Genomic DNA, 18,893 nt, shown 5'->3' with positions numbered 1-18,893 from the left:
AATTGAAATGATGCCAGTGAATGTAAAAGGAAATAGACGTATGACTCAGTATCAGCTTGTAACAGCAGGAAAAGAAAAACTGAACGAACATAATGTGCCGGATGCAGATATCGATGCAGAGTTATTATGGCTCTTTGTATCAAAGCAGGATAAGATGGCATATATTATGAACCGGCAGGAAGATGTTACCGAAACGATTCGTTCTTCCTATGAAGCGTTGATCGATAAAAGGTCAAAACGTATTCCGTTACAATATATAACAGGCATACAGTGCTTTATGGGGTATGATTTTGAGACTGCACCGGATGTACTGATTCCAAGATTTGACACAGAAGTTCTGGTGGAACAGGCAAACCGCTTGATTCAGGACATACATTCTGATAAGATGTCTGTGCTGGATATGTGCTGTGGTTCCGGGTGCATCGGATTGTCGGTAGCACTTATGAATCAGAATATTCATATAGATCTGTGTGATATCTCAGATTCCGCGATCGCACTTACGACAAAAAATGCGAAACGATTAGAAGTATCTGATTATACTGTTATAAAATCAGATTTATTTGATAAGATAGATAAAAGATATGATATGATCTTGTCTAACCCACCATATATAGAGAGCAAAGTGATTGACGGATTGATGCCGGAGGTTCGGGATTATGAGCCGAGGCTGGCATTGGACGGCGATGCGGACGGATTGAAGTTTTACAGAGCAATTATAGAAAATGCGGAGAGTTATTTAAATGAAAAAGGATATATTTTATTTGAAATTGGTAATCATCAGGCACATGATGTGCAGCAGCTCCTTGTAGATAAGCATTTTGAAGATGTACGCGTAGTGAAAGACCTCGCAGAAAATGACAGGGTTGTAATTGGAAGAAAAGCCTGAAAAAAGGCTGGATATATTAACAGACACATGAACAGGAAATGAGCATGTGCTGCAGGAGGATTATTATGTTTGATAAATTAGAAGATTTAGTAGACAGACTTGATACATTAAATAACCAGTTGACAGATCCGGATATCGTATCTGATCAGAACAAATTCCGCAAATTAATGAAGGAGCAGAGTGAACTGACTCCTATCGTAGAAAAGTACAAAGAATATAAAGATGCAAAACAGACGATCGAAGACAGTCTGCTTATGCTTGAAGAAGAAAATGATGAAGAGCTTCGTGAAATGGCGAAGGAAGAATTAAATGAAGCAAAGGCAACAGTAGAAAAGACGGAAAATGAATTAAAGATTCTGCTTCTTCCAAAAGATCCGAACGATTCCAAGAATGTTATCGTCGAGATCCGTGCAGGTGCAGGCGGAGATGAAGCCGCATTATTTGCATATGAGATCTACAGAATGTATCAGAAATACGTTGATCAGTTCAAATGGAAAGTAGAACTGATGAGCGTGAATGAGAATGGAATCGGTGGTTTCAAGGAAGCGGTATTCATGATCACAGGTGATGGTGCATATTCCAAGATGAAATATGAGAGTGGAGTTCACCGCGTACAGAGAATCCCGAAGACAGAGTCTGGCGGAAGAATCCATACCTCAACTGTAACAGTTGCAGTTATGCCAGAAGCAGAGGAAGTTGATGTAGAGATCAATGAAAATGATATCCGTATCGATGTCATGCGAGCATCCGGTAACGGTGGTCAGTGTGTCAATACAACAGATTCAGCCGTTCGTCTGACACATATACCAACCGGTATCGTGATTTACAGCCAGACCGAGAAGTCCCAGCTTCAGAATAAGGCGAAGGCATTTGCGCTGCTCCGTTCCAAGCTGTATGATATGGAGCTTCAGAAGCAGCATGATGCAGAAGCTGCAGACCGTAAGAGCCAGATTGGAACCGGAGATCGTTCAGAGAAGATTCGTACTTATAACTTCCCAGAAGGTCGTGTAACCGATCACAGAATCAAACTCACCTTGTATAAGCTGGAACAGATCTTAAACGGTGATCTGAATGAGATTATCGACAGTCTGATCGCAGCAGATCAGGCAGCCAAGCTTTCTCAGGTGAATGAGGAAGAATAAAAGAAACCCTCGATATTGAAAAAACAAGTTGGCATCTGCCTGATCTGGCAGATGCCATTTTTAAGTAAAAGAGGGTGTTGGCGAAATAAACTGAATAAATAAGGCAAATTGATTGACATATTTTTGAATAAGTGGTTATATTATATGTGGCTTAAATGGACATACTAATGATAATTTACAGATATGAAATGAGGTAGCTAGATGTATAAAAAGAATGTAAGGTTCTTTTTTGCTTTGTTCATGGGCAAACTGGCAAGAACCATGCAGAGAATGTTGAAGATGAACGCAAGTTATTTTCCGGGAAAGCTGGCAGTCAAGCTTTGTCCGGATTTCATGGGATGTATAGATAAACCGAAAACGATCATAACAGTAACAGGAACCAACGGCAAGACAACAGTATGTAATATGATCATAGATATTCTGGAGGCAAATGGCTATGACGTTTTGAACAACCGTGCTGGTTCTAATGTGAATGCCGGAGTAGCGAGTTCATTGATCGCAGGAAGTACTCTGACAGGAAAGGCAAAGAAAGAATATGCAGTATTTGAAGTCGATGAAAGAAGTTCAAAGCTGATCTATCCATACGTAAAACCAACATATGCGGTATGTACGAACCTGTTCCGTGATTCCATTCAGAGAAATGCAAACCCGGAGTTTATTTTTAACTTTATCAATAATAATATGCCAAAAGAATCACATCTGATCTTAAATGCGGATGATCTGATTAGTTCAAATCTTGGATCGGAAAATGAAAAAACATACTTTTCAATCAACAGACTTCCATCTGACCGGGAGGAATGTATTAATCTGATCAATGATATGCGGATCTGTCCAAAGTGTCATCATAAATTAAAATATAACTATGTCCGGTATCATCATATTGGAAAAGCTGTCTGTGAGTTCTGTGGATATACGTCACCGGAAGGCGATTATAAGGCAGATGTTGATTATGAGAACAAAGTAATAACAGTTACACATAATGAGAGCAGGGAACAGTATCCGATGATCAGCAACAGTACATTTAATCTGTACAATGAGCTGACTGCAGTTACCGCTCTTCGTGAATTTGGTTTGACAGGTGAGCAGATCCGGAACGCGATCCAGAATCTTAATATTGTGGAATCGAGATATTCCAGAAGTACAGTGGATGGGATCACGATAGTGACCAATATGGCAAAAGGACAGAATCCAATTGCATGTTCCTGTGTATTTGATTATGTGTCTAAGGAACCGGGAAATAAAGAGGTCATTCTTTTGCTGGAAGATATATTTGACCGGAAAAATTCATCTGAAAATATGACATGGATCTTTGATACGGATTTTGAGTTCTTAAATCAGCCGAATATTACGAACATCGTAATAGGTGGTCTGCGGACGAAAGATTATAAGCTCCGTTTAATGATGGCCGGGGTTCCGGAGGAAAAGATCAAAGAGACAACGGATGAAGCAGGTGCATATAAATCCCTGAATCTGGATGGAACAGACAGTGTATACATTCTTCATGATATTCATGAAAATGATACAGCACTTGTACTTCGGGATAATCTGAAACAGTATTTGAAGGAAAGAGAGGCATAACAAATGGGAACAGATATTACAATAGAAGTTCTATATGGAGAATTTGCCAATCTTTTCGGTGAATTACAGAACGTAAATTATTTAAAAGACTGTATGCCGGAGGCAACAGTTATTTATACCGGCTTATATGATAAACCGGCATTTACAGAGGGCAGGGCAAACCTTGTATATATGGGAGCAATGACAGAGAATCAGCAGGAATTGGCGATTCAGGCATTGAAACCGTATAAGAAAGAACTGGAAGAGCAAATCGAGGCTGGAACAGTATTTCTCTTTACCGGGAATGCAGTCGAGATCGTTGAACAGTACATTGAGAATGAAGATGGAAGTCGAATAGAAGGACTTGGTATTTTTAATACCTATGCAAAGAGAGATATGATGCATAGATATCATTCTCTTGTATTTGGACAGTATGAAGATATAAAGCTGGTTGGTTTTAAAGCGCAGTTCAGTCATTCTTATGGAGATAATTCAAAGGATTATTTCTATGATGTGATTCGCGGGGATGGTTTTCATCCGGGAATAAAACAAGAAGGTTTGAAGAGAAAGAATTTCTTTGCGACATATACAGTTGGACCATTTCTTATTATGAATCCATTGTTTGTAAAGTATCTGATGCAATTACTTGGTATAAAAGAACCGGTTCTTGCATATGAATCTGTTATTATGGAAGCATACAGACAGCGGTTGGAAGAGTTTGAAGATGAAAAATTAAAATATCAGTAAGAGAATGTAAAGGAAAAACTTCTGGATATGACCTTGTATTGAAAAACAGGGGCTCATGTTCGGAAGTTTTTATTTTGTAAAGATTTCAGGAGAACTGGTGTTTTTGCTGCATAAGTATATTAATAAATATTCACTTGACAAAAAATGGGGAACATGAAACTATGGATATAGATTTTTTTCGTTACAGGAAGGAATGGGAGGTTACTTAATATGGATATAAATAATACACCGCCGAATTTTGGCGGACAGCCGAATTATAATAATGTACCGCCAAACTATAATAATGTGCCACCAAACTTTGGAGGACAGCCAAACTATAATAATGTGCCACCAAACTTTGGAGGACAGCCAAACTATAATAATGTGCCACCGAATTTTGGAGGACAATCAAACTATAATAATGTGCCGCCAAATTTTGGATGGCAGTCAAATTACGATTATAAGCCGAGAAGATCAAGACCGGGGGTATCGCCCGAACGGTTTGAGATTTTTGGCGGTTTTGCGTTTGGTTATGCCATGATCTACAGTGTGCTGATGTACCGGAATTATGCAAGTATCTGTGCTGTATTCATGGCAGTTATGACCGTTTTGTTTATGAGTTTCAGTATCATGCGCCATGAGAAGAATCTGCCGGTAAATGACGGAGAATCGTTATCTTTTGGGAAACTTTTTGGAAAGCAGACGAAGCTGATTCCGCATTATGCAGGTATCCTTTTGCTTGGGGTATCAGTTTGCAGGACCGATGATTCATTTTTGATCGTTTTGGATCATCTTTGCATTTTATTTCTTGTGTGTGCAGGGCTTCTCCGGTATTTTGATGATCTTAAAAACATGGGATTTGTCGAATATGGTCTTACGGTTATCGAGAAGATGGCAGAGCCGTTTACCTGTTTTGACCGTTTTTTCTCAGACTACAGACAATATAACAGAGAACATGAAAATGCAAGAAAACGTGCGAAATTTGTCTATATTCTGATCGGTGTTGTCGTTGCGATTCCATTGCTGTTCGTAATGATCAGCCTGCTTTCCAGTGCAGATCAGATATTTGGAGATGCAGTTGAAACATTACTTGGAAATATTTTCCTGTCATGGGATGCAATCTGGTTTCTGGTATTTGCATTTGCGGCGTTACTATTTACATATGGAATTATTGTTGCGGCACCGTTTGGAAGCAGACATCACAGACAGGCAAAAGCAGGAACACATGAACCAATCATTGCGATCACGGCAATGGGGCTTCTTACCCTGGTGTATTTGCTGTTTTCAGTGATCCAGATCCTATATCTGTTTACAAATAATATGTCACTGCCGGATGATATGACTTATGCGGAATATGCCAGACAGGGATTCTTCCAGCTTATGTTCGTATCAGTGCTGAATGTGATACTGGTATTGATCTGTCATGCAATTTTCAGTAAAAGTACGGTGCTTAATATCGTACTGACTATTATGTCGGCTTGTACCTACGTGATGATCGCATCTTCGGCACTTCGTATGACAATGTATATCAAAGCATATGATCTTACTTATATGAGGATTCTGGTATTTGCAGCACTGGCTGTTCTTGCTGTGGTGCTTGCAGGCGTGATCGTCAGAATCTATGCTGACCGTTTTCCACTGGTGCGTTATTCGATGTTTGTGATCGTTACTGTATATATCATCGTATCATTCCTTCGACCGGCTTATCTGGTTGCCAGATATAATCTGGAAAATCAGGATCCAAAGGATGTGGATTTCCGGTATGTGACGTCACTTGGTGCAGATGGAGCGGAAGAAGTATATGAGTTCATTGTAGATAACTATATGACGGGACAGGATGATGATTACTACGAGTACGATAACTACCAATATGACGATTATTATAACAAATATAATAATTATAAGGATATCAAGGGCTTCTCGTATGACAGAATGGAATGGTATTTTAATGGAATTCGGGATACCTATAAAGAGAAAGGTGCGATCCGTGGATTTAACTTCTCAAGAAACAAGGCAGAGAAGTATGCAAAACGTTTCTTTAAATGGTATGGAGAAGATGAATAAGGTACATTAATTTAGGATTAAAATGCGTTGTCCCTATTGTAAAAAAATGGGAAATAGTATAAAATAAAACTAAATTTGGGGCATACAGATGAGAGGTCAGAATGCCGCCGGATAAAAGATGATTTTATGGAGGTAGTAGAAAAAATGAAAAAAGCAACAAAGAGATTATTAGCTGTATTTTTAGCTCTTGCAATGGTATTCACATTATTAGCAGTACCGGCAACCAGCATGAAGGATGTAAGCGCTGCAACAAGCAAAAAGGTTTATTTTTATCCAAGTAACGGAGTTGTTACTTACAAGCCTGGGGATCAGTATTCTTCATATTACACTATAATTTCAATTATAGGATGTTCTAAAAAGTCAGAGATCAAAAAATTGAAAAGCACGAACAAGGATATCCGTGTAGAAGCAAAAGATGGATATGTTAAAGCATATTTTGGCAAGAAGGCAGCAACAACAACAATCTCCTGTACAGCAAAGGGAGTAAAGATCAAGACAAAGCTTACGGTAAAGAAGTATACGAATCCGGTAAAGACGTTCAAGATTGGCAGCAAGAATTACGCATCCAAATATGCAAAGAATGATGATTACAGACTGAATAAGAAAGTATCTAAAAAGCAGTTATCGATCAAAGCTAACGCAGGATGGAAGATTCGAAGCGTATATGTTGTAAATGGGTCAACAAGAAAATCTTATACATGGCTCGACAAAACAAGTTTTTCAAAAAAGATTACGTTATCCAAGGTAAATAATGCATATGTATATGTTGTGATGTATAATACAAAGACTGGTGCTGGTGAGACATTATATTATTACTATTCCAATAGAACATATTAATTTATAAGAAAAGAAATAAGGAGAATCCTGAAAAAAACAGGGTTCTCTTTTTAATTGGATGCAACAGAATATATTGAGAACATTTATAAGGTGTGGTATACTTTACATAACGATTTGATAAAATATATCATGTGGTTTTAAAAACCATATTTGCCATAAAATGGTAATGGAGGATGTTAAAATGAATGATTATGTTATATTGACAGATTCATCCTGTGATCTGCCGGATGATATCGTGAAGAAATATCAACTGGAGATCTTACAGCTTGATTTTATTGTTGAGGGCGAGGGAAGTTTTCATAATGATCAGGCAGATATTGAGAAAGTATATAGCAAATTAAGAAATGGGGCAAATATCAAGACTTCTGCAGCGAATATCTCGCAGGCATCGGAGGCCATAGAAGCATTGTTTAATCAGAAGAAAGATATCTTATATCTGGGCTTTTCATCCGGACTTAGTTCTACTTATCAGACTGTGTATATGGCCGGTCAGGAATTAATGGAGGAGTATCCGGAACGAAAGATGATCAGTGTTGATACCCTTGCGGCATCTATGGGACAGGGACTTCTGGTATATAAGGCATGTCAGGCAAAAGATGCAGGAAAAAGTCTGAAGGAGAATGCACAGTATATAGAAGATATCAAGTTAAAGCTATGCCATTGGTTTACAGTAGACGATCTTTTCTTCTTAAAAAGAGGAGGCCGTATATCAGGTGTGACAGCAACAGTTGGCACAATGCTGTCGATCAAGCCGATCCTGCATGTGGATGACGAGGGACATCTGATCAATGTAAGTAAGGTCAGAGGAAGAAAAGCAGCGATCACAGAGCTTGCAAACCGGATGGAGAAGCTGGCGGTACATCCGGAAGATCAGGATATCTTTATCAGTCATGGTGATTGTATAGAAGATGCAGAGAAACTTGCTTCTATTATTAAAGAGAGGTTCGGAAATGACAGGATCACGATATCCTATGTTGGTCCGGTGATCGGAGCACACTCTGGTCCCGGAACACTGGCATTGTTCTTCCTTGGAGAACACAGATAAACAGCTTCTTACAGAATAAGGATAGACAGGTTAAAGGCAGATTAAATAAATAAAAAAATAATTGAGAATCATTCCTAATAACTATTGACATTTATCAAAAATTGTGTAAAATAGAATCATAGAAATTGATAACGTTTCTCAATAAGAATAATAATAAAAAAGCAAAGGAGATTTTAATTATGGCAAAGTTTGTATGTAGTGTATGTGGATATGTATATGAAGGAGAAGAAGCTCCTGCACAGTGCCCTGTATGTAAGGCACCTGCTGAGAAGTTCATCAAACAGGGTGATGATAAGACATGGGCATCTGAGCATGTTGTAGGTGTAGCACAGGGTGCACCGGAAGATATCATGGAAGATTTAAGAGCAAACTTCCAGGGCGAATGTTCAGAAGTTGGTATGTACCTTGCAATGGCTCGTGTAGCATTCAGAGAAGGCTATCCTGAGATTGGTAACTACTGGGAGAAAGCAGCTTATGAAGAAGCAGAGCATGCAGCTAAGTTTGCAGAGCTTCTTGGTGAAGTAGTTACAGATTCAACAAAGAAGAACCTTGAGATGAGAGTAGAAGCAGAGCATGGTGCAACTGCCGGTAAGACAGATCTTGCAAAACGTGCAAAAGCACTGAATCTGGATGCAATCCATGATACTGTTCATGAGATGGCAAGAGATGAGGCAAGACATGGAAAGGCATTTGAAGGTCTTTTAAAGAGATACTTCGGTTAATCATTCTATGAATGATCGTGCAGAATAGCACAGAACACTAATTAAGAAGTAAATATATAATACACTCTAATAAAAAATCCGGCTGACAGGAATTTCCCATCAGTCGGATTTTGAGTTAGTCTTTCAATTTAAAAGATGAAGTTCCATCGCCATCAAAGGTGTCAGGATCTAAGCCACTTGTGGCTGCTTCAGATGTATTGCTGTCTGAAAATGGAGTCGTTGGCTCCTGTGCGTTTGGATCGGCATAGCCTGAATTCATGCCGGTGTTCATATCAGGAGTTGTTGGATTGCCATATGCACCAGTATATGGTTCTGACTGGATATCCGGACCGTATACCGTGTTCTTGTGACGAATAATACCTAATATAATAAGCAGGATACCAAGACCGAAGGCTATAAGACCGATAATGATAGATGTACGACATCCCTCTTTTGTCATGATCTTAATATAGTATGGAAGCATATAAGAATCCAGTGTAGCTTTTTCTGTGGAGGTAAGAGTGATATCATAGGCAGCTTCATACATATCGTAGATATAATTTTTCATATATCCCATAATCTCACTGTCTGATTTGCATAATTTGCCGATGTAGTGTAATGTACCCGGATCTGCACCTGACTGGGACCAGGTGTAATCGGATAAAGCTTCAAGCTCAGACTTTTTTGATTCAGCAATATTCAGTCCAATGTAGTATTCGTTGTCTTTAAGTGCACTTATCAGATAATACTGGTCTGTTGTTCTTTTGAATACATAATTTGTAGTTTCAACATTCTCACAGAAAGAATAAAAAGCATAGTCAACATCAATCTCTACATATTTGTCGGCATCCAGATCCTTTTCAGATGCAGTATTCAGATTGAGCAGATCCCCATTCAGTTTGCTGTAATCCCGGATTCCCTGAAAGGCAAATACGATACCGATGATTATCAATATAATGCCTGGGATCAGGAGATCGGAAAATTTCTTCGCCCTCTTATTTTTGTTAAACATATAATGTCCTCCCATTTTTGTTTTTGTGAGCAAAATTCTTCTTTTTGTAGTACAATAGAATACAAGTTACGCTCTTATGAAATTTTATCAAATCCGCCATTTTTTGACAATGTGAAATCTGCTGAAAAAAAGCAGCTATTATAAAGGTATGCGGGATGTCTGAATATTATTTTTTGGATAATTTGACCAGAGTAAATTATTTCAGAAAAACACGGGAGAAGAAATGGCAAGATGAAAGAACAGTAAGGTAAAAGAATAAAGAATGAGTCGAATGAACATATCAGAAAAGGATTTAGACAGAGATGCAGAAGAATAATTCAACAAATAAAGCAAAATCCACAAATGCAAATAAAGCTAAAACTTCAGGCGAATCAAGAACAACAAATAGAAAAGCAAATAAAAATACAGACAGATCGGCAAACAGTAAGTCCTCATCAGGAAAAAGAAAGCAGAATACAGCAGAAAGTAAAAAAAAGTTTCTTTATATAATTCCGGCTATCATATGGATGGTATTTATATTCTATATGTCAGGAAAGACCGGACAGGAATCCTCCGGACAGAGTGGGAAGATCAGTTTGTTTATAACTGATCTCTTGGAAAAGGTACGGCAGGATTCACCACAGGAGATGCAGAATCTACAGGATATTCTGGAGCTTGTTATAAGAAAGGCTGCACATGTGACAGAATATGCGATCCTGTTCTTACTTTCATATCTGGCAACGGTGAAGATATCCATGAGCCAGAGCAGATTTTATAACAGAAGCATAGCTGTCTTAATTTCGTTATTATATGCATGTTCGGATGAGATGCATCAGTTATTGGTTCCGGGCAGGAGCGGAAAAATGATCGATGTCGGGATCGATATGGCAGGAGTGTTGATTGTTCTAATATGTATGATTCTGTCTAAGAATACGAAATGGAAGATCATTTGTGGAGTACTTTTGGGAGTGCTGTTAGTTGCAGCATTTGTCGCTCTGCTATTTGTCCCGTTTTGAAAAACTGACGCAGGACTTCGATCATTTCCGTGTGCAGCGGTTTACTTCATGCTGAAAAAATGATATATTAATGAATATATGTTATGCCAAAAGGAGCCGGAGAAATGACATTAGAGGAAGTTAGAAAGCAGATCGACGTAGTTGATAAGCAGATCAAGGTGCTGTTTAAGGAACGAATGATACTTGCAGATCAGGTCGCAAGGGTAAAGGCAGAATCAGAGGATGCTATATATAAGCCGGATCGGGAAGAAGCCATTATAACGAAGCTGACCGGGGATGTAGACGACAGCATCAAGAAAGAATATACGGCACTGATCAAGCGTATTATGGAGGTCAGCAGAAAGTATCAGTATGGGAGAACATTAGAACTTCGTAATTGTCTGGATGTATCGTTTGTGACGGAGGAACCGAAGGTAAAGAAGCTTGCCATGCTGAAGCATGAACTTTACATATGTCAGGGCTATTCCAGAGATCTGGTAAATACAGTCAGTGATTATGAACAGGTCATGGAGCTGATCCGGAAGGATGAAGCAGATGCCGGAATGGGTATATTTGAGGATATCAGCTATGGTGTGTCGGATTCGCTGCATGAGGCACTTACCATGAATGATTTCTATATTTACAGGTGCGATGAGGTATTGGACGAGGGACACCGGAAGAAGGTCGTTACATTCGGAAAACAACTGGTAGTTCTGCCGGAGCATAACCGGTTAAAGATCGTCTTTGTCTGTAAGAATAAGAGCGGAAGTCTGGCGAGTGTATTATCGATGATATCCGATTATGGCGTGAATCTGACCGAGATCCATTCGGTGCCGTTCCGTGGAGGAGAATGGAATTATCGGTTTTATATCGAGTTAAACGGAAACCTGCTTCAGAAAGAGATCCAGGCACTTGTATTCCAGTTGATAAATGAGACAGAGACATTTAAGATACTTGGAAGCTATTTTTGTGAACAATAAATTTTTATATATAAGGGAGAAAAGACATGATAGACAAATTAGTAAAAAAAATCAAAGAGACAAAGGCACCGATCGTTGTTGGACTGGATCCGATGCTTTCCTATGTGCCGGAATATATAAAGAAGACAGCATTTGATGAATATGGTGAGACTTTAGAGGGTGCTGCAGAAGCTATCTGGCAGTACAATAAAGGTATCGTAGATGCGGTTCATGATCTGATCCCTGCTGTTAAGCCACAGATCGCTATGTATGAGCAGTTTGGTATCGAGGGCTTAAAGGCATTTCAGAAGACGGTTGATTATTGTAAGTCAAAGGATCTGGTTGTGATCGCAGATATTAAAAGAGGCGATATCGGCTCAACATCTGCAGCATATGCAGTCGGACATCTTGGAAAGGTTGCGGTCGGAAGTAAGACATATTCCGCATTTGGTGAGGATTTTGCAACTGTAAATCCATATCTTGGTACCGATGGAATTAAGCCTTTTGTAGATGTATGTAAGGAAGAAAAGAAGGGGATCTTTGTACTGGTCAAGACATCAAATCCTTCATCCGGAGAATTCCAGGATCGTCTGGTCGATGGCAAGCCATTATATGAGCTGGTTGGCGCTATGGTTAATGAATGGGGCAAAGACGCGATCGGTGAGAGCGGTTACAGCAGTGTCGGTGCTGTTGTAGGAGCAACGTATCCAGAGATGGGTAAGGTACTTCGTAAGATCATGCCGAAGTCATTTATCCTTGTTCCGGGTTACGGAGCACAGGGCGGTAAGGCTGCTGATCTGGTACATTATTTCAATGAAGATGGACTTGGTGCGATCGTAAATTCATCCAGAGGAATCATTGCAGCATACAAGCAGGAGAAATATGCTTCATTTGGCGAAGCAAATTATGCAGATGCTTCCCGTCAGGCTGTTGTTGATATGATCGAAGATATCAACAGCGTATTATAAATATCGGATTTATCAGAAAAACAGTATGCAGTACACGATGTGTGGTGATAGTGGAGGCGTACAGATCATATACAAGAGATCACGGGAGGACATAGATACATGGGAAAAGTAAAGATAACAGCAGAGGTTGTGAGTCAGACCTGTATAGCAACAGATATATATAGTCTGATCCTGAAAGCAGGGGAGATTGCATCGCAGGCGGTTGCGGGTCAATTTGTTTCTGTATATTCAAAGGATGGAAGCCGTATGCTTCCAAGACCGATCAGTTTATGTGGAATTGATAAAGAAGCAGGTACGCTTCGCCTGGTATATCGTATCGCTGGAAAGGGAACAAATGAGTTCTCAAAATTACAGGCAGGAGATACGGTTGATATTCTTGGTCCGCTTGGAAATGGCTTTATGAAGGAATCCGGAAAAGCAATTCTGATCGGTGGAGGGATCGGAATTCCACCGATGCTGCAGCTCGCAAAAGAGCTGGACTGTGAGAAGTCCATCGTACTTGGATACCGGGATGAGCTTTTCTTAAATGAAGAATTTGAACCATATGGTAGTGTGTATCTGTCTTCCGAAGATGGAATGCATGGAACAAAGGGAAATGTAATAGATGCGATCAAAGCATGTGCGGTAACCGGTGATATCATATATGCCTGTGGCCCGACTCCGATGCTTCGGGGAATCAAACAGTATGCGGCAGAGCAGAATATCCGTTGTGAGATTTCATTGGAAGAAAAGATGGCATGTGGTGTAGGTGCCTGTCTTGCCTGTGTCTGTCAGACAAAGAATGTGGATGAGCATTCAAAGGTACACAATGCAAGGATCTGTGCAGATGGTCCTGTCTTTTATGCTGAGGAGGTGGAACTGTAATGAGTAAAGTAAATATGGCGGTAAACATCGCAGGAGTAGAATGGAAGAATCCAATTACAGTTGCATCCGGTACATTTGGTTCAGGTATGGAGTATTCGGAATTTGTCGATCTGAACCGTCTGGGAGCAGTTACGACAAAGGGTGTGGCAAATGTTCCGTGGCCGGGCAATCCGACACCCAGAATTGCAGAGACATATGGCGGAATGATGAATGCCATCGGACTTCAAAATCCGGGTATTGATACTTTTATAAAAAGAGATCTTCCGTTCCTTGCAAAATATGATACAAAAGTGATCGTAAATGTATGCGGAAAGTCAAAGGAAGATTATATAGATGTCGTAGAACGGCTGGCAGATACAGATATTGATATGCTTGAGATGAATGTATCCTGCCCGAATGTAAAAGAGGGAGGAATTGCATTTGGTCAGAAGCCGGAAGCTCTTTATGATATAACACAGGCAGTAAAGAAGGTTGCAAAGCAGCCGGTGATCATGAAGCTCAGTCCGAATGTTACAGATATTACTGAGATGGCAAGAGCTGCGGAAGCAGGCGGAGCAGATGCGCTGTCACTTATTAATACACTTACAGGCATGAAGATTGATGTTAAGCGTCGTACATTTGCTGTAAAGAATAAGACTGCCGGTGTATCAGGTCCCGCGATCCATCCGATCGCAGTACGGATGGTGTATCAGGTTGCAAATGCTGTCAAGCTTCCGATCATAGGCATGGGCGGTATCGCTACGACTGAGGATGCTCTCGAAATGATCATGGCCGGTGCATCGGCAATTGCAGTTGGCACAGCAAACTTCAATAATCCATATGCAACAGTGGAGATTACAGATGGAATTGAGAAGTATCTGATCGAGAATCAGATTGATGATATAAATGAGTTGATTGGGTGTGTAAAATAAAAGATATTGGGTTATCTGCTTTATAGGATGTATTGGGGAGGCAGTTAGTTGGTTATGGAAAAACAATTTGAAGAAATTATATATTCCAGATATCAGACACGTATCAGAGATATGAAGATTCTAAAGGTAGATGAGGGATTTGAACAGATCCTTGGTTATTCTGCGGAAGATGTAGAGCACTTACAGCTTCATGTAAAGGATATTATGCTGGATGAAGATTGGGAGGATTATACAAAGATCATCTATGCAAAGATGGCGAGCCGGGGAGAAGCATATCTGGGACATCGGTTAAAAAAGAAAAATGGTGAAATTATATATGTATTTTGTTTTGGGAGGGCATTTCAGTCGGAAGAAGGAGAAATGTGCGGGGAGATCCTTATTACAGATATAACGAATACCAAGAAGTTGTCGAAGCAGCTTGAAAATCTGACCGATATCAATTCTGAACTAAATATGGAATTAGCGGATAAGAACCGTATGCTGGAGTCTATTCTCAATAATCTGGCGGGCGGTGTCGGAGTATTTGATATCGGAAATAAGAAGATCACAGTAGAATATATCAGTGAGAGCTTTTATAAGATGTTCGACCTGAAAAAAGGTCAGCTTGGTACAGAAGGAAATGAATATATCAATCTGGCATTTGAAGAAGATCGGAAAGAACTGAAACGACAGATTAAGGAGACCTTGTTGTCAAATAAGATGACAATTGGTGAATATCGCTTTATTAATAAAAATAATCCGGAATCATATTATTGGGTGCAGGTATGCCTGTCGCTTCTTGCGGCAAGAAAAAGCGTTTTTTCTATATGCGCTGTCTGTGTAGATATTACAGATAAAAAGAAAGAAGAACTGGAAAAGAGTGCACAGACTGAGATGCTGAAGTTAGTGGCGCAGGGAAGTGATGAACTCTTGTTTTCCTATACGGTAGAAGATGACAGCATGCATATATCTAAGTATATGGATGGCACAACCATAACTGTTTTTGATGATAAAGATTTTATTGCAAATCTTGCTCAGTGTCAGTTGATCTACTCGGAAGATAAAAAAGAGGTATCAGATGTATTGGCTAAACTTACAGCTGTTAAGGATACCGAAACCGTTGAAATCAGGGTTGATTTTATCGGTAACGGTGTGTATCTCTGGCATCGTGCAATGCTTGTCAGTGTTGCTGATACAAACGGTGTGGTAAAAAAGATTGTAGGTAAGTTGTATTCGATTCATGAGGAGAAGCTGCAGAGTCAGGAATTGATTCTACGTGCGGAACGTGATTCTCTTACAGGGGTTTATAATCATAGCACCTTTGTGTCTAAAGTATCCAGGTTCCTTGCGGAATTTGATGAGACGCTGTGTGCACTCTATATGATCGATCTGGATGATTTTAAATTAGTAAATGATGCACTGGGACATTATGCGGGGGATGATTTGCTGTGTGACACAGCAGTTGTTCTGGAAAGCGTTGTAAATACATATGGTGGATTTAGTGGTCGTCTCGGCGGAGATGAATTTTCTATGTTTATTCCGGATGTAGTCGATGAAGATACGGCATACATGGTTGCGAAGACACTTAATAAAGGAATTCGTGCGATTAAATGTAAGGCGGAGCACTCGGCATCGATCGGTATTGCAGTTGATACTATATCAAAGTCGTTGAAATTCGATTCTTTATATTATAAAGCGGATCAGGCGTTATATTATTCCAAACGGCAGGGCAAAGACCGCTGTATGCTTTTCTGTGAGAAGATGGATGAAGCTAAACCGGTATTAAATTCTAAGTTCAGCAGTTATTCGGATGAAGAGGATTATCTGTTGGATGATATCTCGGATGTTGTATATGTAACGGAGATGAATTCTTATAAGCTGCAATATATGAATAAGGCAGCGAAGCTTGGTGTTGGTCTGGATGAAGACGATACTTCTTATATTGACAAGCATTGTTATAAGGTGCTTCAGGGTATGGATCTTCCGTGCAGCTTCTGTACGAATAAGCTGTTATCAACGGAGAAGAGTTTTATCTCGCATCATAAGAATCTCAATAACGGAAAAGAATATGTTTTAAAAGACAGGATTGTAAACTGGCATGGAAGAAAGTGTCGTATGGAGATGGCTGTTGATATTTCTGATGCCGATAAAGTAACACAGGTTCTTTCTAACCGTTATGATATTGAGGACGCGTTGGTATCCAGTATTACACAGATTTCTACAGGAGGAGAGCATTCCTTAAATTACAGCAAACTGTTAGAAACACTTGGAGAATATTATGGCGCAAAACATGCTTGTCTGGTGGAATGTGATTCCAATAAGTTATATGAATATCATGAATGGAAATCAGCAAATAGTAATTCGTTTGGGAAAAAACTGGAGATCTTTTATAAAGAAACTGTCCGGAAGGAACTGCAGAGTATATCGAGCAAAAAAGGTGCACTGATCATTAATCATATTCCGGACTACCCATACAAAACTTCGGATCTGTATTCGTTTTTTTTGGAAAACAGGATATGGTCAATGTATTCTGTCCCGATCAAAGACAATAAGTCTGAGATTATTGGAAGGATCATTATCTTTAATCCGCAGCTTCACAGTGGCGACCTGAAGCTTATGAATCTTTTGTCCTTGTATATTGGAAATGATATTGTCAGCCGGGCGCTTGCAGAAGAACGAAATTATGAAGTAACGCATGATCGTATAACGGGAGCATATAATCGTATCTGCTATATGGATTACATAATCCGCAGACAGAATCTGGAATCAGTGGGTATAGTGATTATTGATATCAATGAAGTGCGTAACATATTTGATGAATTTGGACAGTCCTTTGTTGATAATCTGATGATCGATTATTACCGACTGTTAGATAAGGTATTTCCGAAATCCTGTATTTATCGGATTGGAGATGATGATTTTGCTGTAATTTGTGAGAATATTTCACAGTGTGATTTTCTGGATCAGGTTCGTGCATTGAAAGGTCAGCTTAAGATTGGCGATTTTACGGCATGTATCGGATATGTATGGGATGATTATGAGAAAGATATCAAGCGGATGGAAAACCATGCGTATGATATGCTCTATATGGAGAAACAGAAGTGGTACGATCAGAAGGATGAACATTCTTATAAATGGAGTACATTAACGAGAGAGCTTGTAAAAAAAGACATTGAAGACGGAATGTTCTTTGTGTATTTACAGCCGAAGGTGGACTATTCGAATGATCGTTGTTATGGTGCAGAAGCACTGGTGAGATATGCCAAACCGGATAACCTCGCAAATGTGATCGATCGTCTGGAAAAAAGCAGAAATATAAAGTATATGGATCTCTTTGTGCTTGAAAATGTATGTAAAATGCTTATACGTTGGAAAAAAGAAGGGTATAATCTGATCCCGGTCTCCTGTAATTTTTCTAGAATATCTCTGTTGGAAGAAGATATGCCGGAGCGTATCAATGCGATTGTTGAATCTTATGGAGTTCCAAAGGATATGATCGAGATCGAGATTACAGAGTCTGTTGGTGAGATGGAACATGAGATGGTTACCAGAATTGCAAATAAACTGCATACTGCAGGTTTCAGGATTGCCATGGATGACTTTGGAACCAAATATTCCAATGTATCGATTCTTTCTTCTATGAAGTTTGATGTGATCAAGCTGGATCGGAGTATGGTTTATAATATAGACAAGAATATAGCCAGCAGAACGATTCTAAGACATCTGGTTGAGATGTGCACAGATCTTGGAGTGGAATGTATAGCGGAAGGAGTAGAGACCAAGGAACAGGCAGAATACCTGAAGGAAATGGGATGCAACCATATTCAGGGCTATCTGTATAGTAAGCCTGTGAATATCGAATCCTTCGAGCAGGTCTATATGAAAAGAGAAGAATAAATAAAAGACTCCCTATAGACGACATATATATCTTTATTTCGCAGAACACTTTCGTTCTATCTTCACGTAGCGGTGCTAAACTCATCACTTTACAGTGATTCGTTAAGAACCGACGTTCAGATAGGTCTGCTACATAAAATATATATGCTGTCTGTAGGGAGTTTTTTATTTTTTCTTCCGGATATGAACTTCAGGGATGGCGACATCATAGGAGATGTTCGCTTCCTCCTTGGAAGATTCTGTATGTACAGGATTCGAAGTGTCAGCATCACTCGAATCCGAGTCTGACTGCGTATGAATTTCAGGGATTGCGAGATTGTCGTAAGTCAGATTATAATCTTTTTTCTTATCTTTTCTATGTCCGAACATGA

Annotated in this window: 16 protein-coding genes; 14 read left to right on the top strand and 2 right to left on the bottom strand. The window is 39.5% G+C overall.

Annotation, left to right across the window (positions count from 1 at the left end; translation table 11 throughout):
• Positions 1–40: 40 nt before the first annotated feature.
• The 8 genes from prmC to OCV60_RS04495 all read left to right on the top strand — a co-directional run bounded on the left by prmC (position 41) and on the right by OCV60_RS04495 (position 8,979).
• Positions 41–886, top strand: a complete 846-nt coding sequence (gene prmC / locus OCV60_RS04530) for a peptide chain release factor N(5)-glutamine methyltransferase (RefSeq protein WP_021944161.1) — start codon at positions 41–43, stop codon at positions 884–886.
• 65 nt (positions 887–951) lie between these two features.
• Positions 952–2,028 (top strand): peptide chain release factor 1, encoded by a 1,077-nt coding sequence (gene prfA / locus OCV60_RS04525; protein ID WP_008400612.1) that lies wholly within the window; start codon positions 952–954, stop codon positions 2,026–2,028.
• Positions 2,029–2,229: 201 nt separating this feature from the next.
• On the top strand, positions 2,230–3,606 hold the full coding sequence (locus OCV60_RS04520) for a Mur ligase family protein (protein ID WP_021944162.1): 1,377 nt from the start codon (positions 2,230–2,232) through the stop codon (positions 3,604–3,606).
• 3 nt (positions 3,607–3,609) lie between these two features.
• Complete coding sequence (locus OCV60_RS04515) at positions 3,610–4,332, top strand: hypothetical protein (protein WP_021944163.1); 723 nt, start codon at positions 3,610–3,612, stop codon at positions 4,330–4,332.
• A gap of 210 nt (positions 4,333–4,542) precedes the next feature.
• Positions 4,543–6,375: a DUF4153 domain-containing protein gene (locus OCV60_RS04510; protein WP_262529510.1), complete on the top strand. Its 1,833-nt coding sequence runs from the start codon at positions 4,543–4,545 to the stop codon at positions 6,373–6,375.
• A gap of 144 nt (positions 6,376–6,519) precedes the next feature.
• Entirely contained in the window at positions 6,520–7,212 is a 693-nt protein-coding gene (locus OCV60_RS04505) for a hypothetical protein (RefSeq protein WP_262529509.1), read from the top strand.
• A gap of 181 nt (positions 7,213–7,393) precedes the next feature.
• Positions 7,394–8,257: a DegV family protein gene (locus tag OCV60_RS04500; protein WP_117807479.1), complete on the top strand. Its 864-nt coding sequence runs from the start codon at positions 7,394–7,396 to the stop codon at positions 8,255–8,257.
• Between the two features lie 179 nt (positions 8,258–8,436).
• Entirely contained in the window at positions 8,437–8,979 is a 543-nt protein-coding gene (locus tag OCV60_RS04495; protein WP_117807480.1) for an NADH peroxidase, read from the top strand.
• Between the two features lie 115 nt (positions 8,980–9,094).
• Here the strand turns inward: OCV60_RS04495 and OCV60_RS04490 are convergent, their stop codons facing one another.
• Positions 9,095–9,970: a DUF6709 family protein gene (locus tag OCV60_RS04490; protein ID WP_262529507.1), complete on the bottom strand. Its 876-nt coding sequence runs from the start codon at positions 9,968–9,970 to the stop codon at positions 9,095–9,097.
• A gap of 302 nt (positions 9,971–10,272) precedes the next feature.
• Here OCV60_RS04490 and OCV60_RS04485 point away from each other — a divergent pair, with 302 nt between their 5' ends.
• The 6 genes from OCV60_RS04485 to OCV60_RS04460 all read left to right on the top strand — a co-directional run bounded on the left by OCV60_RS04485 (position 10,273) and on the right by OCV60_RS04460 (position 18,522).
• Positions 10,273–10,965, top strand: coding sequence for a VanZ family protein (locus OCV60_RS04485; RefSeq protein WP_117784771.1), 693 nt, complete (start codon positions 10,273–10,275; stop codon positions 10,963–10,965).
• Positions 10,966–11,069: 104 nt separating this feature from the next.
• Positions 11,070–11,924, top strand: coding sequence for a chorismate mutase (locus OCV60_RS04480; RefSeq protein WP_021944170.1), 855 nt, complete (start codon positions 11,070–11,072; stop codon positions 11,922–11,924).
• Positions 11,925–11,950: 26 nt separating this feature from the next.
• Positions 11,951–12,871 (top strand): orotidine-5'-phosphate decarboxylase, encoded by a 921-nt coding sequence (gene pyrF, locus OCV60_RS04475; RefSeq protein WP_021944171.1) that lies wholly within the window; start codon positions 11,951–11,953, stop codon positions 12,869–12,871.
• A 99-nt stretch (positions 12,872–12,970) separates the two neighbouring features.
• Positions 12,971–13,735, top strand: a complete 765-nt coding sequence (locus OCV60_RS04470) for a dihydroorotate dehydrogenase electron transfer subunit (protein ID WP_117784772.1) — start codon at positions 12,971–12,973, stop codon at positions 13,733–13,735.
• Positions 13,735–14,646, top strand: a complete 912-nt coding sequence (locus tag OCV60_RS04465) for a dihydroorotate dehydrogenase (protein ID WP_008400631.1) — start codon at positions 13,735–13,737, stop codon at positions 14,644–14,646. The genes OCV60_RS04470 and OCV60_RS04465 overlap by 1 nt, the downstream gene beginning before the upstream one ends.
• Positions 14,647–14,700: 54 nt before the next feature.
• Entirely contained in the window at positions 14,701–18,522 is a 3,822-nt protein-coding gene (locus tag OCV60_RS04460; RefSeq protein ID WP_262529504.1) for a bifunctional diguanylate cyclase/phosphodiesterase, read from the top strand.
• A 165-nt stretch (positions 18,523–18,687) separates the two neighbouring features.
• On the opposite strand, the gene OCV60_RS04455 is transcribed toward OCV60_RS04460, so the two are convergent.
• On the bottom strand, positions 18,688–18,891 hold the full coding sequence (locus OCV60_RS04455) for a hypothetical protein (RefSeq protein WP_021944174.1): 204 nt from the start codon (positions 18,889–18,891) through the stop codon (positions 18,688–18,690).
• Positions 18,892–18,893: the final 2 nt, after the last annotated feature.

This window comes from Coprococcus ammoniilyticus, assembly GCF_025567345.1.
In the GTDB taxonomy this organism is placed as follows: domain Bacteria; phylum Bacillota; class Clostridia; order Lachnospirales; family Lachnospiraceae; genus Coprococcus; species Coprococcus ammoniilyticus.
The sequence above is the reverse complement of the archived record's forward strand: the minus strand, read 5'-3'. Positions and strand labels throughout refer to the sequence as shown.

Bases quoted from the DNA above. Each gene is read 5' to 3' on its own strand.
- prmC (WP_021944161.1), top strand. From the start codon at position 41: ATGACTCAGTATCAGCTTGTAACAGCAGGAAAAGAAAAACTGAACGAA.
- prfA (WP_008400612.1), top strand. From the start codon at position 952: ATGTTTGATAAATTAGAAGATTTAGTAGACAGACTTGATACATTAAAT.
- OCV60_RS04520 (WP_021944162.1), top strand. From the start codon at position 2,230: ATGTATAAAAAGAATGTAAGGTTCTTTTTTGCTTTGTTCATGGGCAAA.
- OCV60_RS04515 (WP_021944163.1), top strand. From the start codon at position 3,610: ATGGGAACAGATATTACAATAGAAGTTCTATATGGAGAATTTGCCAAT.
- OCV60_RS04510 (WP_262529510.1), top strand. From the start codon at position 4,543: ATGGATATAAATAATACACCGCCGAATTTTGGCGGACAGCCGAATTAT.
- OCV60_RS04505 (WP_262529509.1), top strand. From the start codon at position 6,520: ATGAAAAAAGCAACAAAGAGATTATTAGCTGTATTTTTAGCTCTTGCA.
- OCV60_RS04500 (WP_117807479.1), top strand. From the start codon at position 7,394: ATGAATGATTATGTTATATTGACAGATTCATCCTGTGATCTGCCGGAT.
- OCV60_RS04495 (WP_117807480.1), top strand. From the start codon at position 8,437: ATGGCAAAGTTTGTATGTAGTGTATGTGGATATGTATATGAAGGAGAA.
- OCV60_RS04490 (WP_262529507.1), bottom strand. From the start codon at position 9,970: ATGTTTAACAAAAATAAGAGGGCGAAGAAATTTTCCGATCTCCTGATC.
- OCV60_RS04485 (WP_117784771.1), top strand. From the start codon at position 10,273: ATGCAGAAGAATAATTCAACAAATAAAGCAAAATCCACAAATGCAAAT.
- OCV60_RS04480 (WP_021944170.1), top strand. From the start codon at position 11,070: ATGACATTAGAGGAAGTTAGAAAGCAGATCGACGTAGTTGATAAGCAG.
- pyrF (WP_021944171.1), top strand. From the start codon at position 11,951: ATGATAGACAAATTAGTAAAAAAAATCAAAGAGACAAAGGCACCGATC.
- OCV60_RS04470 (WP_117784772.1), top strand. From the start codon at position 12,971: ATGGGAAAAGTAAAGATAACAGCAGAGGTTGTGAGTCAGACCTGTATA.
- OCV60_RS04465 (WP_008400631.1), top strand. From the start codon at position 13,735: ATGAGTAAAGTAAATATGGCGGTAAACATCGCAGGAGTAGAATGGAAG.
- OCV60_RS04460 (WP_262529504.1), top strand. From the start codon at position 14,701: ATGGAAAAACAATTTGAAGAAATTATATATTCCAGATATCAGACACGT.
- OCV60_RS04455 (WP_021944174.1), bottom strand. From the start codon at position 18,891: ATGTTCGGACATAGAAAAGATAAGAAAAAAGATTATAATCTGACTTAC.